The sequence below is a fragment of the Candidatus Bathyarchaeota archaeon genome (genome assembly GCA_026014585.1).
GTDB lineage: Archaea > Thermoproteota > Bathyarchaeia > Bathyarchaeales > Bathycorpusculaceae > Bathycorpusculum.
The window spans coordinates 138511-154037 of the sequence record JAOZIA010000002.1 but is presented as its reverse complement, the minus strand read 5'-3'; the positions used below and the strand labels follow the sequence as shown (position 1 = coordinate 154037).

The following is a 15527-nucleotide window of genomic DNA, read 5'->3' as shown; positions in this document are numbered from 1 at the left end:
ACTTGCTAACAAACAAAAAAGCAATTGACACAATACTAAAAGGCCTAAAAGAACGCATAATCAAAGACTTCCTAGACCTAATCGTTCTCAGTGAACTCAAAACAGGTTCTTTAAGCGGCTACGATATAATATCAGTTGTTTTCCGTAGATACCGCTTCCTCCTAAGCGCAGGAACCGTGTACTCGCTCCTCTACAAGCTGGAACGGGACGGTTTAATTGACAGTTTCCTAAGCGAAAAAAAGAAAGTGTACCGTTTAACCAATCATGGACAATTCACAATTGATACCATAATGAGTGAACAATTCATTAAGTGTGGTGAAGAAGCTTTTAGGAAAACCTATGATGTAACATTTATCGGCATCTAACCAAAAAAACACCTTTGAAGCAAATGGGGTACGGCTCTAACAAAAATCGCCGTTTCCCGATTTAGTAATCTCTTATTTTAAGCCATAAGTCAAAAAGCCATTCTTTGGGGTTTTCTATATGCCAGTTGGTGTGCTCTTCAAGGTCACCTGTGACCCAGCCGTATTCTTCTTTTGAAACACTTGCCTGAGTGTAACCTGAAGATTCAACAAGTTCAATTAGGTTCTTCCAGCTTTGAGTTATGTCGGATAAGTTGTTGCCTTTTAAAACAGCGAATAATCCTCCGGGGAGCGTTTTGATTTCTGCTTTTTTTGGTCTGTTTATGTCTTGGTTGATTGTTAGGTAGTATTCATAGCCGTGAGGTTCTGTTTTGTTTGATATGTAGATGTTTCTTCCAAATAATCGAGCGTTTTCCTTGGGTATGTCGTTTTGTTTTGCTAATTCCAAGATTTTCCTATATGCTTCTTCTTCAGGTGTATTGCTTAAGGAATAGGCATGTATGGCTTTCATAGGTTTTAGGCGTTCCAATAAAATTAAGGCATTACTCAAGTCTTTAGTCCCCCTAAATACATTTGCGTTGTTATTGTTTTTAAAACTTTGCATTTTTAGTGAAAACCCTTAAGTAAATCAATAAATATTGCACAAGTATGAGTCAAAAATTCACCGCTGATTTAATCGCACCATGTGGAATGAACTGCGGCATCTGCAAAGCATACCTTGCCTACTCACGAGGCGTTCCGCGCAAAAAAGGTCAAGTAACCCACTGCACAGGCTGCATTGCAAGAGACAAAAACTGCGCCTTTATCAAACGAGACTGCGAAAAAATCAGAAAAAAACAAATCCGCTTCTGCCACGAATGCCCCGACATGCCCTGCATGAGGTTAGCCAAAATAGATGAACTCTACCGCACACGCTACGGCATGAGCATGGTTGAAAACCAAAAGTTCATCAAAGAAAATGGTATGGAGAAATTCCTCAAAAGTCAAGCTGAACGGTATCTTTGCCCCAACTGTGGAGACGTGGTTTCAGTGCATGATGGCAAATGCTACAAATGCGGCTTTCAAGGAGAAAAACCCAAAACTTCAAACCCAAAGTACCGTTGGGTGCCCAACAAAAAATAGCTCTCTTTGTTGTTGCCTTACTTCATCAGAGTTAGAAAGATTGCTTTGGCTGAGTAGAGCCTATTTTCTGCCTGCTCAAAAATCACCGATTTGGCGCTGTTGATGGCTTCTGCATCTATTTCGTATCCGCGGTGAATGGGCATGTCATACATAACATAAGCGTTGCTGCCCGCTAGCAGTTGCAAGTTGATTTGATAGGGCATCATGAGTTTGACGCGTTTGGCTTTTTCCTGCTCAAACTTGGGGTCAGTGAAAAACTCCATATCCACCCAAGTGTCCGTGTACACAAAATCCGCATCAGACACAGCCGACTTCACATCCAATGTGGACTCCCAAAGCCCCGATTGCTTAGCTTCCTCCAAGATTTCCTCATCTCGGGCGGCTTCATTAAAAATCGGCGTAACCGTTGTTAGTTTGATGCCTGTTTTTGTGGCGGCTTCAATTAGGCTGTTGGTAACGTTGTTGTGCACGCCAATGTAGACAAGTTTTGCACCGCTGAGTTTGCCAAGTTTTTCTTTAATGGTGATTAGGTCTGCAAGCGCTTGGCTGGGATGGTACATGTCGTCGCATCCGTTAATGACTGGTACACGAGAGGCATCTGCCATTTTTAGCAGGTCAGAATTGTGCAATAGACGCGCCATTATGCAGTCCACGTTACGGGACAAATACTTGATTTCGTCGGCTATGTCTGATAAGGTGAAGTTGCTGCTTCGCCAATCCATATACAAGCCGTGACCGCCCAGCTGAGTCATGGCAACCTCAAAAGAAACCCGTGTGCGCGTGCTGGTTTTCTGGAAAACCAAGGCTGTGGATTTGCCCTCTAAAGCTTTAGCGTACTTTTTGGGGTTCTGCTTTACCTCTATTGCTAAGTCGACGAGGTTGTTGAGTTGCTGGCTTGTGAGTTCTTTGAAGTTAATCAGATGCATAATTCTGCGCCTACAATTACTGCACAACAAACCTAGCAATTATAAGCTTTATGCAAAACCTTTTACCCCGTTATCAGCTACAACATACCCAAAGGAACCCCGCCATGAACCTACTGGTCGCATCAAACAAGGACCCTGCAAGCCTAAACATCAAAGAACAAATCCTCAAAACCTACCCCTTCCAAAAAACCACCAACACCTACCAACAAAACCCCACCTACACAGCAAACATCAATGGAAAAAACATCACCTTGGCAACTCTCAATGAGGAATCCATCAACGCCCAGTATCTCCCAACGGATTTTCCTGATGCAAACTTGATTGTTTTTATTTCGCGCCACAGCAGCCAAAGCGGCAAACCAACCTTGACGGTGCATGTTCCGGGAAACTTTAGCGTTGCAGAATTTGGAGGCTTACACAAAACCGTGTCTGTGGCACCAGCCGTTGCGATGCAGACGGCGCTTAAAGCGCTTGCTCAGATGAAGCAGAAACTCAATCTCGCCTACGAGGTCTCATACGAGGTTACTCATCATGGACCTTCGCTGGATGTACCCGCCATGTTTGTGGAATTGGGCAGTTCCGAGTTGCAGTGGAGTGACCCGACTGCAGCGGGGGCAGTGGCGTTTGCGGCGATTCAGGCAATCACAAAGACCCTATTTCATAGCGGTTGTCCTGTTGCTATTGGTATAGGCGGAACCCATTATAACCAAAAATTCACCCAGCTTGCGCTTGAAGATAAAGCCATTTTTGGGCACATGGTTCCAAAGTACGCTATTCAAAACTTGGACAAGGCGCTTTTGTTGCAGTGTATTCAAAAAACCCTTGAAAAGCCTTCTTTGGTGTTGTTGGATTGGAAGGGCATAAAAAGCCAAGAAAAACCCGCAGTGCTGTCAGCGCTTGAATCTACACAATTAAGAATCGAAAAAATATAGTCTTTAAGCGTTTTGGATTATGTGCATTACTATGACTATGTAAAATGTTACGGCAAAAGCAGGATGCAGAAAACGCCATTGCTTGTAGAGTTTCACTACGCCCAAATTCAAAAGCATACCTGTTGCAACCAGCAAAACCATCGTCGAATACAATACTATTCCTGTGCCTAAATCAGGGTAAAAAGCTACTGGTCTTGTTATTTGATGTACAAAATGAATCGATACAAGTAGAACCGCAAGCAAATTTCCAATCATGTGCAGGTTTAAAATTGTTTTTAGGTGTTCTATTTTTTTGTGTTTAATTATTGGGAGAAGTGGTGTGGTAAAAGCAATGTATAGTGCGCCAGCCCAGCCGATCCAATGTGTCAAGGAATGTGTTGCGCCCAGAATGGTGACTTGGACAAAGGGTAACCTTGCTATTTGTAAGAAAACTATTGCTTCGATGATAATTATTGATAAAATAATTAGCCATAAAACAAAAGTAAGCTTATTCACAATAAAAACCTCAAAACAGATGAATAATTCAAAGTTACTCAAACATAAAAATGTTGACACTGGATTTTGAGTGACCCTTTTTATGTAACTTTCAATGCTTGGAAAATTAAAACTTGCAAAACAGCTTTAACCTTGGTTCACAGTAATGTTTATTATTATTAAGTGAAACATGAGTGTGCGGTAAACAATGGGCGTACGATCATTCATAGAGCAATGCGCTAGAACACTGAAGCTTTCAATTAAACCCGGACGAGAAGAACTTTGGCTCTCAGTCAAAATAAGCTTCCTTGGTATAGGTGCAATTGGTCTAATAGGTTACGTAATTAAACTCATATCGTTTGCAGTTGGTAGAGCATAAAAGGGAAAACATCATGGAAAAGAAAGAAGCCCAGGAACAAGCAAAAATTTTCGTGGTTAAAACAACCACCGGGCAGGAACGAAACGTTGCACGATTAATTACTGCAAAGGTTGAAATGACAAAAATCCCCATAAAAGCACTTCTGGTTCCAGACACCCTAAAAGGATACGTTTTCATAGAAGCAGACGGGCCCCACCTTGTCGAAGAAGCAATAGCGGGATTAAGACATGTGCGCTCAAGAATCCCTGGTCTAGTCAGCTTTAACGAAATAGAACGCTATATCGTGCGTAAACCAGTAATGGAAGACCTAAACGAGGATGATGTAGTCGAAATCACTGGTGGACCATTCAAGGGTATGCGTGCAAAAATCACAAGACTTGACAAATCTAAAGGCGAAGTAACCCTCGAACTTCTTGAGGCAACCTTTACTTTACCCATCACAGTTCACTCAGATTATGTAAAACTGGTTGAAAAAGCAAAAGCATAGTGAAGAAATATGGCAGAAACTAAAGTTGTAGAACTACTCGTCAGCGGCGGACAAGCAAACGCGGGTCCACCACTTGGTCCAGCACTTGGTCCACTTGGTGTGAACATTGTGGCCATTGTCAACAAGATTAACGAGTTAACCAAGGATTACTCTGGCATGAGAGTTCCAGTGAAAATCAGTGTTAACACCGAAGACAAAACCTTCGAGGTATCCATTGGCACACCGACAACATCCGCATTGCTCGTTGCTGAATTACACGTTGAAAAAGGCTCAGGAACACCCAACTCCGTAAAAGTCGGCGACCTCTCAATGGAGCAGATCGTGCGCATTGCAAAGATTAAGCGTCCAGAACTGTTGGCGCCAACTCTTAAAGCTGCGGCAAAGGAGATTTTAGGAACCTGCGTGAGCGTCGGCGTGACCGCTGAAGGCAAAGACCCCCGTGAAGTACAAAAAGAAATCGATGCTGGTAGTTACGCAGAACTATTTAGCAACGAGAAATAATTAGGCGAATATTTTTATAAGTGGGTTCCAATCCCTCATTGCACGAGGCTAAAAAATTGCCCTTAGATAAGAAGACTCTATCAGAAGCATTAAAGCAGGCAAAGGCGCAATCTGGCGAACACAAATTCAACCAGACCATAGACATGATACTAGACATTCAAGAAATCGACATGAAAGCGCCAGAAGGCAAAATCCAAGAAATGGTGGAATTGCCACACGAAACCAGCAAACCAAACAAAATATGCGTTATCGCCCAAGGCGAATTCGCCGTTAAAGCCAAAAACTCAGCCGTTGACCATGTTGTTGAACGCGCTGACCTTGAAGATTTAATCGGCAAAAAGAAGGACCTGCGTAAACTCGCGACCCAATATGACGTTTTCATTGCGGAAGCACCTTTGATGCCGCTTGTCGGTAGAGTTTTAGGTCCAGTGCTTGGTCCCAGAGGCAAAATGCCCATTCCTGTTCCACCAAACGCTGACCTTGCAGCAATAACCGCTAAACACCGCAAAACCGTTCTTGTTCGCATGCGTGCTCAACCTATAATTCAGGTGCCTGTTGGTGGTATGCAGATGAATGAGGATGAAGTGGTTGATAACATGTTGGCTGTTCTACGTGTCTTAGATGGAAAACTTAAGCGTGGTCTTAAAAACGTAAAGTTTGCTTTCATCAAGACATCAATGGGTGAGCCTGTTAAAATTAAACCTTAGAGGAAACACAGAATGCCGTCTCAACAAGTGTTAGAGCAAAAAAGCGTTGAAATCGAAGCAATAAAAGGTATACTTAAAGAGTACAAAAGCATCGGCATAGCTGACCTGAAAAAGGTTCGCGCGTCACAGCTTCAAGAACTCAAAAAAACCATGGGTGACAAAGTTTACCTGCGTGTTCTAAAGAATACGCTCATAAAAATTGCTATTGACGAACTACAAATAAGCGAGCTTAAAGAGCTTGAAGCATACCTTGAAGGCTCAAACGTTTACCTGTTCACAAATCTAAACCCATTCAAGCTTGCCCTAATGCTTGATCAGGGTAAAGTGAAAACCACCGCTAAATCAGGCGACATAGCCGCAGAAGACGTGGTTGTTCCAGCAGGAAACACTGGTCAACCACCAGGTCCAGTTATCAGCCAACTAAACGCAGCTGGCTTACCAACTCGCATTGAATCAGGTAGTGTTTGGGTGTCCAAAGACACATTGGTTGTCCGTAAAGGCGAACCAATTAATGAGCGTCTTGCTGGTGTCCTCTCAAAACTTGGCATAAAAGCCGTTGAGTTGGGTTTATCCATGCGTGTCGTGCTCGATGAAGGCATGATTATCAGCGCAGACAAACTCAGCATTGACCTTGCAGCTACACGCAAAAGCATCGAAGACCTAAACGCAGAAGCATTCGCATTAGCAATGGGCATATCTTACCCAACCAAAGAAACCATCGAGCCACTACTGCAAACTGCTCACCAAAAAGCATTGGCTCTTTCGATTAGCGCAGATATTCCAACAAAGGAAACCATCGGCGACTTAATCCGCAAAGCCAACATGCAAATGACCAGCGTAAACAGCGCGGTCGAAAAAGTTAAGCCCAAAGCTTAAACCTCTTTTCTTTTCCTTTTGTTTTCTTTTTCCTGTAAAATCCATCCCGTATATGGGTCTGTTGTTTGCTTGTTTTTTACCGCAAAAATAAAATAAGCCAACTCTGCATAACAGAACCAGAGGTTGACTTAGGTGAAACTCAACAAGGTTGATGAAGCAATTGTTAAAACCCTCAAAGCTGAAGGTAAAGAATTAACCATGCAGGAACTCGCTGACAAAACAGCCCTGCCACCAAAAAAGATTTTCCGTTCACTAAAAAAACTTTTCGAACATGAAATGGTTGATACTAAGGCTCGAAAATACAAGTTGCTTAAGGAGAAGCCATCAGACGGAAAAGGTGAAGAAGCAACCGAAACCGACGAAGAATAATTTTTTTATTTTGAGAGCCTCGAGCGGGCTTTGCTCCCGCGGCCTGCTGCTTACAAGGCAGCCGCTCCACTGGGCTGAGCTATCGAGGCACCCAACAACTACCCAGATTATCACAACACATTAAAACATACCCAAATAAAAGTTACTCTTTAGAAAAACCACATTTTTCTTCATTCATAGTTATTCTAAAAACAGTTATAGAGAATCAATAAGAACCCAAATGTTTTAAGTACATTAAGCATACATTCAAGCCATGGCTATTCCAAGTTATGAACGAATGCTCCTTCCTTTTCTGAAATTTATATGTGATAAAAAAGAGCATTCATTATCAGAAACTATTGAACATATCTGTAGCATATTTTCATTAACTGATGAAGAAAGAATTGCCAAGAAGGCAACAGGGGGTTTATTAGTTAATAACCGCGTTGCATGGGCTAGGACATACCTTGGAAAAGCAAAACTTTTAGAGGGCACCAAAAGAGGTTACTTTAAAATAACACAAAGAGGTCTTGACCTTCTAAAGGAAAATCCTTCAGAAATAACTGATACTTCTCTAAAACGTTTTTCTGAATTCGCTTATTTCTTGAATCCAGCCAAAGATATACAAAAACATGTTATCACAAAAGAAAAACCTATTGAGAAAATTCCAAAACATAATGAACTACGCGATATGATTTATGAAATAGGTAAGATTGAAGGAAAAATCGCCGAAGTTGAATACACTATAGATAATTGGCGATTGGATGCTGTCTGGAAAACTATTCCTACAGGTAACCCAAAGTGGGCTTTTGAGGTTCAGCTCGCTGGAAACTTTTATGAAGCTTTAACAAAACTTAAGCATGCTTGGGATAAATGGAATAGCACGCCCTTTTTAGTTACCACAGAAAAATATGCGGCACAAGCAACAATACTTCTTGAAGGATCTTTTCATGAAATGAGAGACATTGCAAGGATAGTAACATGGGATAAAATAGTTAGCCTTCATAAATGTCTACAGGAAGCCCATAAAATAAAATCAGAAATCAGATTTTAATGTCAACATTTCCATTTCTCGTCTATTTGGTGCCTATTAGTAATTCATTGCAGAAGCTGTATAGGGGAGGTCAATAATGGCTACTTTTCACTTCAAAAGGCTGTGCTTTCTTTTGTTGATAGTTCTTTGTTGGGTGCTTGTTTTGGCTGTTCTTTGTTTACGAAAAAACAATAAGCCTCTTCAACAAACATTATTGTTAGACATGGTGTATGATAGTTGAAAGGCGTAGATGTTTGGAGAAAAATGCTGCAGCAAGCCCCAATAGATTGGCTTTTGGAAATTGACAATCCATCAGTGAAATACTTCACACTAACCGAGCTCTTGGACTATCCCCTTGATAATTATGAGGTTATGGAAGCAAAACGTGCCATAATGAAACTGGGCGTGGTGCCGCAGATATTGTCCAAACAGCACATTCAGGGCTACTGGACAATCCCTCAATCATTTTACACCAGCAAATACCAAGGAACCTCATGGCAACTCCTAATCCTAGCCGAACTCGGCGCCGAACGAGCCGACGACAGAATAAAAAGCGCCTGCGAATTCATCCTCAAAAACAGTCAAGATCCCGAAAGCAGCGGATCCTCCATGTATGCTTCTATGCGTACAGGCGGCGGTAGACACAGTGCAGTAATCCCATGCCTAACTGGTAACATGGTTTGGAGCCTAATCCGTCTGGGGTATCTGCATGATGAGCGTGTGCAAGCCGCAATTAACTGGATAACCGCGTATCAACGCTTCGATGATGCTGAAGCTGAACCTCCCGCTGGGTGGCCTTATGATGAGTTCGAAATGTGTTTTGGCAAACATACCTGCCACATGGGCGCAGTCAAAGCCCTAAAAGCCCTCTCGGAAATTCCCCTTGAGCGCCAAACCCCAGAAGTGCAAGCAACCATCCGAAACGGCGTCGAATACCTGCTCAAACACCACATTTTCAAACGCAGTCACGACCTAAACCGCATCTCCAAACCCGGCTGGCTACTTTTTGGTTTTCCATTAATGTACCAAACTGATGTGCTTGAGGTGTTGGGACTCCTTACCAAACTGGGCTACAAGGATTCACGGATGCAGGAGGCAGTGGATTTAGTTCATTCAAAGATGCAGCCTAATGGGACCTGGCTTTTGGAGAACACCTACAATGGGCGGTTTAATGTGGATATTGAACGTAAAGGTGCCCCTAGTAAGTGGATAACATTTAACGCATTAAAAGCGCTGAAAAGATGGTATCTTTAGCCATCTTTGGGTTTATTTGAATAAGCCGCGTTTGGTTTTTACTGGTATTTTGTTGTCTATGCCTTTGACTTTTGTGTAGTGTTTGTAGAATTCGTAGATTTGCTCCATTTCCTTGCTGTAAGTAAAAGAATGCACCACTACCTCTTCCAAGTTAAAGTTTAGTGATAGGCTGTGACCTGAAAAAACAAACAGTTCCTCCTGAGGCTTATCCGTTAAAATCACCGTAACAACATCCCCCGCCATCAACTTATCCGCCAAAGTCTGCCCACTCTCAAAAGCCTCACTCAAACAAATACCACCACCATACCCAAAAACCACAAACGGCGCCCCATCACGGATAACCGCGCAACTTGCAAAATCCGCAGCCTGCATGTTCTGTTTGGCTTTTAGGGCACTAAATTCTTCTTTGCCCAGTTGGACTACGAGGTAGTTGTACCAGTTTTTTGAGTCGTCGTTTCGGATGTGAAAGAACTGCATCTAAACCCCAACAAGCTCAAGGTTTTCAGCCTAAATAACCCTTTGCATAGAACTTCCTTTTCATTTAAAAAATCCAGCATAAGAACTATTTAGGTAAGCCTTAATTCGATATCCTGCTCTTTCTTTATCATAAACGAAAGTCGTGTTGTATCCCATGAAATCGTTAATTGTTGTGTATTCCTATCATCATTTTAATACCCAAAAAATAGCTGAGGTTTTCGCCAAAATTCTTGAAGCCGAAATTAAAACGCCTCAGAACACAAACCCTGCTGCACTTCAGGATTATGATTTAGTGGGTTTTGGCGCGGGAATAGACAGCGGAAAACACTACAAGCCACTTCTTGACCTCGCCGATGCCCTGCCCAACGCCGCAGGCAAGAAAGCATTCATCTTTTCAACAAGCGGTTGGGCAACAAAAGAGTACATGCTAAAATGTCACGCTGCACTGCGAGAAAAACTGCAAGCCAAAGGCTATACAATAATCGACGAGTTTAACTGTGCAGGTCTGGACACTAACAGTTTCCTCAAATTGTTTGGCGGAATGAACAAGGGCAGACCTAACGATAAAGACCTCAAATATGCTGAGGAATTTGCCCAGAAATTACTGAGGTGAACTTTGGTGCCGGGAGCGGGATTCGAGCCCGCGACTTCTGGGTAGGGGCGCTTGGCCCTGTGACTCTCCAGATTATGAGTCTGGCGCCCTAGCCAGGCTAGGCTACCCCGGCACTGTGCCTGGTTTTTTGTGCTGATGTCCTTGTAGTTTATTTTCATTCATTTAAACCTTTAACAGGCAACAAGAAAATATAGCCTTCATAATTGTTCCAACTAAAGCAGGTTTTGGATTCTGGGTTTCCGCCCATTTGCCTATTTTTTGTATGTGCCTTTTCGGTGTTGTTGGGAAACTTTCATAAATATCTTGAATATTAAAACGATTAGATAATGCATGGCAACCCCAACAGAAAACTCCCCTCAAACGGAGGAAACAGAACAACGCAGAATCGAATTCAAGTTCCCGTTTCTAATAGTGCGAACCAAACGGTTCGGCGTGGTCTTTGACAAACTTGGTTCGCTTCGTGCTTCACGTTACATTTCGTGGCTGTTTCTTGCATCTGTTCCCTTTGTTGCAGGAACTGCGATTTACCTGTTCATCATTAGCCTCATCAATCTTCTCAGTAATCCCGCTGTTGGGCAAGTTGCGCGTGACATGGGTCCTGGCTCGATTCTTTTGTTGCCGGGTATTAATCCGATGTTGCCCATTGTTTACGGATGGATTGCTATTGTTGTTGCGATAGTAATCCATGAAGGCGCGCATGGGATAATTGCCCGAAACGTAGGGCTCGATGTTAAGTCAAGTGGACTGCTATTCTTTTTTGTAATACCTATAGGTGCCTTTGTGGATGTTGATGAAGAACAAATAAAGAAAGCCAAGGCACGGCCTTCGCTAAAAGTTATGGCGGGAGGCGTCGGGGCAAATGTCATTTTGGGTGCGGTTTGCCTTGCAGCTTTGCTGTTACTTGTTGGAAGTTTGGCGCCTGTAGTCGATGGTGTCTACATTAACAGCGTCACCGAGGGGATGCCTGCTCAAACTGCTGGGTTGATGCCAGAGGACGTGATTATTTCAATCGATAACATGACAATCGGTGACATTACACACTTAAGAGAGGTTTTAGACAGCAAAACCGCTGGGGACACAATCAATGTTACTGTGGCAAGAGGCGACACTTGGCAGTACAATTACTCAACCACAGTTAATTTAACCATGTCAGAAAACCGCACAGTTATGGGAATCACTGGTTTTGACTTGCAAACTGAGGCACGACTGGACAACTACCGCACGTTTTCCATAGACCGGCTTGCCTTGTATATTGTTCCTCCAACGCTTGCGGAGGGTGTGGTTCCATATTCTGATTTTCTGGCACAGTTTTACTCAAGCCCTCTTGGGTCTTCATGGTCGATAGTTGCTAACACGCTGTTTTGGGTTTGGTTTGTAAACTTTAATCTTGCAGTATTTAACGCGTTGCCAATCTATCCGTTGGATGGCGGCAGAATTTTTGACATAACCCTCAAAAGGTTCCTTGGCGGCAAAATAAGTGAAAAAACAATCCGTTCAATAACCTTGGGTGTAACTGCTGTCTGCGTAATTCTTGTCATCTCAGTGGTTGTGCTCCCGTTTATTATGTAACTGCTGCAAGAAGCACCCTTAACTTGGGAATTAGAAACTCATTTAACAAATTATTTTTTGGTGATTTTATCAACACAGCTACTGCTTGCGACATAGACAATATCGGTTAAGCCGTTAAACAAGCCGTTCTCAATTACGCCTGGAATCATGTTCAATTCCCGTTCCAGCAATGCTGAATCCTTGATTTCCCCAAATACAGCATCAATTATGATATTGCCGTTATCAGTGATGATCGGTCCCAGTTTGCCTTTGCCCTCTCGGACTACGGGGACACCGCCCCAGTCCATAATTTTGCGTTTCACCAATGCAAGAGCAAACGGCAAAACCTCAACGGGTACGCCTTGGTTGTTTTCGCCTAAAACTTTGACTTTTTTTGTTTCATCCACAATGATGATGTTTTGTTTGCTTGCGGCAGCCACGATTTTTTCTCGCAGAAGTGCTGCGCCCATGCCCTTAATCAAGGCAAGTTCGGGTGTGACTTGGTCTGCGCCGTCAATAGTTACGTTGATTATGGGGTGCTCATCCAGCGTGGTTACTGGAACGCAATGTTGTACTGCCAGTTGGAAGGCTTGTGCGGATGAGGGTATGCCGAAAATGTGTAGGTTCTCGTTTTTGATGCGTTGTCCTAACGCTTCAATGGCAAACGCTACTGTGGTTCCGCTGCCTAAACCTACAATAGAATTGTCTTGGACATGTTTGACTGCTTCTAGTGCGGCTTTCTTTTTTTGTTCCGCAATTAATTCAGGGTTAGCTTTCAATTTCCATCTGTCCTAGTCGGTCTAAAACTTTCTCTACTTCACTTCTAATGTTTTCGATGCGTTTTTCTGCTTCGGTTTTTGGTGTTTCCTGTTTTTCAGTGCGTGGTTTAGGCTTGCGTTTGGGTTTCTGCTCCGTTACTTCCGAAGTTTCCTCAACTTCTTCTTCCTCTTCTTCGTCAGTTTCCTCTTCCATCTGCACTGGCGCCTTAGTTAATCCTGGCACCTTAACAGGGATTTCTCTGATTGGTTTAACATCAATTCGTGTGCGTAACTCATCCACTTTAGTAGTTAACTCGCCAAACCGTTCACTAAACAGCGTCATCAAGTCTGCTTGCATGCTTTCCAACTCATGCAGAGCGATTATGCTTTCGTCTTTGGCGATGGATTCTTTGATTGAGTTCATGCGGGATTTGTAGCTGCCTGCAAGTCTTTCTCTTTCGGTTTCAGTGATTTTTCCTTCAACTTGTGCCTCATACAAGCGGCGTATTGCATCGCTTAGAATTTCTCGTTCTAAATCCAAAATGCGCAATTCGTTTTTGGCGCTTGAAGCAGTTGTTGCTTGGATGGTTCGGGATAGTCTGTACGGAATATTTGTGGCTGCTGTCTCCAAGTTTGCCGGTTTCTGTTCAGGCTGCTTGGGTTTTTTCTCGCGCCGTCTCATGGCATAAATAATTAACACACAGGCGGTTATAGCGATAATAATCACTAAAGCTACGCCAATAACGCCTAATGGGTCATCATACCATGCCATGCATGCTATCCTCTGTACTCTGATTGCATACGCAATATATATAAATTAATATAAAGAGGTAGCCATCGCTTTTAAGTTTAAAACCCAAAAAAGCATTCAAAAACACCATTTCTTGTAAGCCACTGATGTACCTGCCAAAGACTACTAATTTACTTAATTGATTAGAATCGTTTAGGATCCGTTTCAATATCCACAATCGTTGCCCGCTCAGTCTTTAGTGCTCTATCCACAGCATCCTCAAGCATGCTTGGCTCAGTCACCTTGATGCCTTCCCCGCCCGCGCTTTTGGCAAATTCTGCAAAATCATAATTGTACAAATCCGTTTGCCAGTTCTGATAGCCTTCAACTTTTTGTTCCTGCATAATCATCCCAAACTTACCATTGTTTAAAACAAACACTTTCACGGGCAAATCATACTTGAGTGCCGTTACGAAGTCACCCATAACCATCGTGAAGCCGCCATCACCTGTCACGCAAACAATTTGTCGCTCTGGATACGCCAACGCCGCCGCTAACGCGCCTGGGAAACCAAAACCCATAGTCGCCAAAATCCCCGTCATCACCATTTTCTGGGTCTTTTTCATTTGGAAGTTTCTGCCAAACCACCAACTGTTCTCTCCCGCATCTAGTGAAATCACGGCGTCGGATGCGATTTTTTGGTTTAAAACTTTGATGATGTAGGGTGGTCTGATGGGTCTTTGCTGAGCGTCTGCTTCACGCTGGAGTTGGTTTATCCAGTTTTGTTTTAGTCCTTCAATCTCCTCTCTGTAGCCTTGATTTTTCTTCTCTCTGACTTTTGCGGTTAATTTGGGTATGAGCACTGCGCTGTTACCCAGCAATCCAGCCTCAACAGGGTATTTTTTAGCCATCATTAACGGATTAATCTCAATCTGCACCATGCGCTTCTTGGGCAACTGTGACAAATCCGCAAACGACACGCCAATGGCAATCATCAAATCAGCTTTAGCCATCAATGATGCCGCTGCGGTTGAGCCGATTCCGCCATGGCAACCTACACTCAAGCCCTCCAATTCGTTAACTACACCTTTAGCCCTAAACGTGGTGATAACAGGCGCTGAAATCTTCTCTGCTAAAGCCAGCAGTTTTTTGCCTTGTCCACGGCAGCCAAAACCCGCCACAATCACGGGACGTTCAGCATTGTCAATTATTTCTGCGGCTTTTTTAATCAAAAACTCCTCCTGACCATATGCTAAATTCGGCATGCGCCCCTCCAACGGCAAAATCTCGGTTTTGTAAGGCAATTTCTGTACGTCATTGGGAACGCCGATGTGAGCTACGCCCCTGTCTAATAGTGCGTGTTTGATTGCTAAGGTTGCAAGCATGGTGGTTTGGTCGGGGCTCATGATGATTTTGTTAAAGACACAGATGGGCTCAAAAAATTCGTACTGGTCAATCTCCTGCAAGCTGCCCGGACCAATTAGTTGCCGAGCAACCAGCCCCGTAAGCGCCAAAACAGGTGAGCGGTCTAAACTGGCATCATACAGACCCGTAGCCAAATTGGTGGTTCCAGGACCAGAAATCCCTAGGCAAGCAGCCACATGCCCCGTGAGTTTTCCATACGCAGAAGCCATAAACGCCGCGGTCTGTTCATGTCTAACCTGCAGGTACTTGACTTTGTTGTTTTTGCGTATTACATCCACAATGCCCAAGGTTGAGGTGCCTGGGATGCCAAAAACATACTGCACGCCCCACTCAGCGATTTGGTCAATGAGCACTTCGGAAACTGTGCGTTCCTGCATTTCAGGCTGAGTTTTTTCTGCTAAGAGTGCAAATTCTGTTTTTGGTGCGCCACAGACTGGGCAAACCCATTCGTTGGGTAATTCAGAAAACTTTTTGTCTTCTTTTTCTTCATCATAAACGTAGTTGCAGATTATACATCGGTACTTAGCCATAAGAGTGCCCCTAAAAGGTGAATACCTAAAGTTAGCCCGTTCTGC

Annotated in this window: 20 protein-coding genes and 2 tRNA genes; 13 read left to right on the top strand and 9 right to left on the bottom strand. The window is 43.3% G+C overall.

Annotation, left to right across the window (positions count from 1 at the left end):
• Positions 1-2 precede the first annotated feature (2 nt).
• Positions 3-365, top strand: a complete 363-nt coding sequence (locus NWF01_01005; GenBank protein ID MCW4023599.1) for a PadR family transcriptional regulator — start codon at positions 3-5, stop codon at positions 363-365.
• A 61-nt stretch (positions 366-426) separates the two neighbouring features.
• On the opposite strand, the gene NWF01_01000 is transcribed toward NWF01_01005, so the two are convergent.
• Positions 427-912: a GyrI-like domain-containing protein gene (locus NWF01_01000; protein ID MCW4023598.1), complete on the bottom strand. Its 486-nt coding sequence runs from the start codon at positions 910-912 to the stop codon at positions 427-429.
• 98 nt (positions 913-1010) lie between these two features.
• Here NWF01_01000 and NWF01_00995 point away from each other — a divergent pair, with 98 nt between their 5' ends.
• On the top strand, positions 1011-1484 hold the full coding sequence (locus NWF01_00995; protein ID MCW4023597.1) for a DUF3795 domain-containing protein: 474 nt from the start codon (positions 1011-1013) through the stop codon (positions 1482-1484).
• 17 nt (positions 1485-1501) lie between these two features.
• Here NWF01_00995 and NWF01_00990 read toward each other — a convergent pair whose 3' ends face one another.
• Entirely contained in the window at positions 1502-2410 is a 909-nt protein-coding gene (locus NWF01_00990; GenBank protein ID MCW4023596.1) for an ornithine carbamoyltransferase, read from the bottom strand.
• A gap of 104 nt (positions 2411-2514) precedes the next feature.
• Between NWF01_00990 and NWF01_00985 the strand changes: the two genes are divergently transcribed.
• Positions 2515-3342, top strand: a complete 828-nt coding sequence (locus NWF01_00985) for a hypothetical protein (protein ID MCW4023595.1) — start codon at positions 2515-2517, stop codon at positions 3340-3342.
• 3 nt (positions 3343-3345) lie between these two features.
• Here the strand turns inward: NWF01_00985 and NWF01_00980 are convergent, their stop codons facing one another.
• Positions 3346-3837, bottom strand: coding sequence for a hypothetical protein (locus tag NWF01_00980; GenBank protein MCW4023594.1), 492 nt, complete (start codon positions 3835-3837; stop codon positions 3346-3348).
• Between the two features lie 187 nt (positions 3838-4024).
• Here NWF01_00980 and NWF01_00975 point away from each other — a divergent pair, with 187 nt between their 5' ends.
• From NWF01_00975 to NWF01_00950, 6 genes are all read left to right on the top strand, one after another.
• Positions 4025-4195: a protein translocase SEC61 complex subunit gamma gene (locus tag NWF01_00975; GenBank protein MCW4023593.1), complete on the top strand. Its 171-nt coding sequence runs from the start codon at positions 4025-4027 to the stop codon at positions 4193-4195.
• 13 nt (positions 4196-4208) lie between these two features.
• Positions 4209-4682 (top strand): transcription elongation factor Spt5, encoded by a 474-nt coding sequence (locus NWF01_00970; GenBank protein MCW4023592.1) that lies wholly within the window; start codon positions 4209-4211, stop codon positions 4680-4682.
• A 9-nt stretch (positions 4683-4691) separates the two neighbouring features.
• On the top strand, positions 4692-5183 hold the full coding sequence (locus NWF01_00965; protein ID MCW4023591.1) for a 50S ribosomal protein L11: 492 nt from the start codon (positions 4692-4694) through the stop codon (positions 5181-5183).
• A 56-nt stretch (positions 5184-5239) separates the two neighbouring features.
• A complete protein-coding gene (locus NWF01_00960) occupies positions 5240-5890 on the top strand; it encodes a 50S ribosomal protein L1 (GenBank protein ID MCW4023590.1) in 651 nt (216 codons plus the stop codon).
• A 12-nt stretch (positions 5891-5902) separates the two neighbouring features.
• Positions 5903-6766 (top strand): 50S ribosomal protein L10, encoded by an 864-nt coding sequence (locus NWF01_00955; protein MCW4023589.1) that lies wholly within the window; start codon positions 5903-5905, stop codon positions 6764-6766.
• A gap of 132 nt (positions 6767-6898) precedes the next feature.
• Complete coding sequence (locus NWF01_00950) at positions 6899-7135, top strand: winged helix-turn-helix transcriptional regulator (GenBank protein MCW4023588.1); 237 nt, start codon at positions 6899-6901, stop codon at positions 7133-7135.
• A gap of 15 nt (positions 7136-7150) precedes the next feature.
• On the opposite strand, the gene NWF01_00945 is transcribed toward NWF01_00950, so the two are convergent.
• Positions 7151-7224 (bottom strand) — tRNA-Thr (locus NWF01_00945).
• A gap of 164 nt (positions 7225-7388) precedes the next feature.
• Here NWF01_00945 and NWF01_00940 point away from each other — a divergent pair.
• Both NWF01_00940 and NWF01_00935 read left to right on the top strand, forming a co-directional pair.
• Positions 7389-8168 (top strand): winged helix-turn-helix domain-containing protein, encoded by a 780-nt coding sequence (locus NWF01_00940; protein MCW4023587.1) that lies wholly within the window; start codon positions 7389-7391, stop codon positions 8166-8168.
• A gap of 216 nt (positions 8169-8384) precedes the next feature.
• Positions 8385-9401: a nitrogen fixation protein NifH gene (locus tag NWF01_00935; protein MCW4023586.1), complete on the top strand. Its 1017-nt coding sequence runs from the start codon at positions 8385-8387 to the stop codon at positions 9399-9401.
• Between the two features lie 12 nt (positions 9402-9413).
• On the opposite strand, the gene NWF01_00930 is transcribed toward NWF01_00935, so the two are convergent.
• On the bottom strand, positions 9414-9878 hold the full coding sequence (locus tag NWF01_00930) for a hypothetical protein (GenBank protein MCW4023585.1): 465 nt from the start codon (positions 9876-9878) through the stop codon (positions 9414-9416).
• 154 nt (positions 9879-10032) lie between these two features.
• On the opposite strand from NWF01_00930, the gene NWF01_00925 reads away from it, so the two are divergent.
• Positions 10033-10491, top strand: a complete 459-nt coding sequence (locus NWF01_00925) for a flavodoxin family protein (protein ID MCW4023584.1) — start codon at positions 10033-10035, stop codon at positions 10489-10491.
• Positions 10492-10495: 4 nt separating this feature from the next.
• Here NWF01_00925 and NWF01_00920 read toward each other — a convergent pair.
• A tRNA-Met gene (locus tag NWF01_00920) sits at positions 10496-10603 on the bottom strand.
• 218 nt (positions 10604-10821) lie between these two features.
• Here NWF01_00920 and NWF01_00915 point away from each other — a divergent pair.
• On the top strand, positions 10822-12060 hold the full coding sequence (locus NWF01_00915) for a site-2 protease family protein (protein MCW4023583.1): 1239 nt from the start codon (positions 10822-10824) through the stop codon (positions 12058-12060).
• A gap of 50 nt (positions 12061-12110) precedes the next feature.
• Here the strand turns inward: NWF01_00915 and rpiA are convergent, their stop codons facing one another.
• The 3 genes from rpiA to NWF01_00900 all read right to left on the bottom strand — a co-directional run bounded on the left by rpiA (position 12111) and on the right by NWF01_00900 (position 15482).
• Entirely contained in the window at positions 12111-12818 is a 708-nt protein-coding gene (rpiA, locus tag NWF01_00910; GenBank protein MCW4023582.1) for a ribose-5-phosphate isomerase RpiA, read from the bottom strand.
• Entirely contained in the window at positions 12808-13569 is a 762-nt protein-coding gene (locus NWF01_00905) for a hypothetical protein (protein MCW4023581.1), read from the bottom strand. The genes rpiA and NWF01_00905 overlap by 11 nt, the downstream gene beginning before the upstream one ends.
• Before the next feature lie 161 nt (positions 13570-13730).
• Positions 13731-15482: a thiamine pyrophosphate-binding protein gene (locus tag NWF01_00900; protein ID MCW4023580.1), complete on the bottom strand. Its 1752-nt coding sequence runs from the start codon at positions 15480-15482 to the stop codon at positions 13731-13733.
• Positions 15483-15527: the final 45 nt, after the last annotated feature.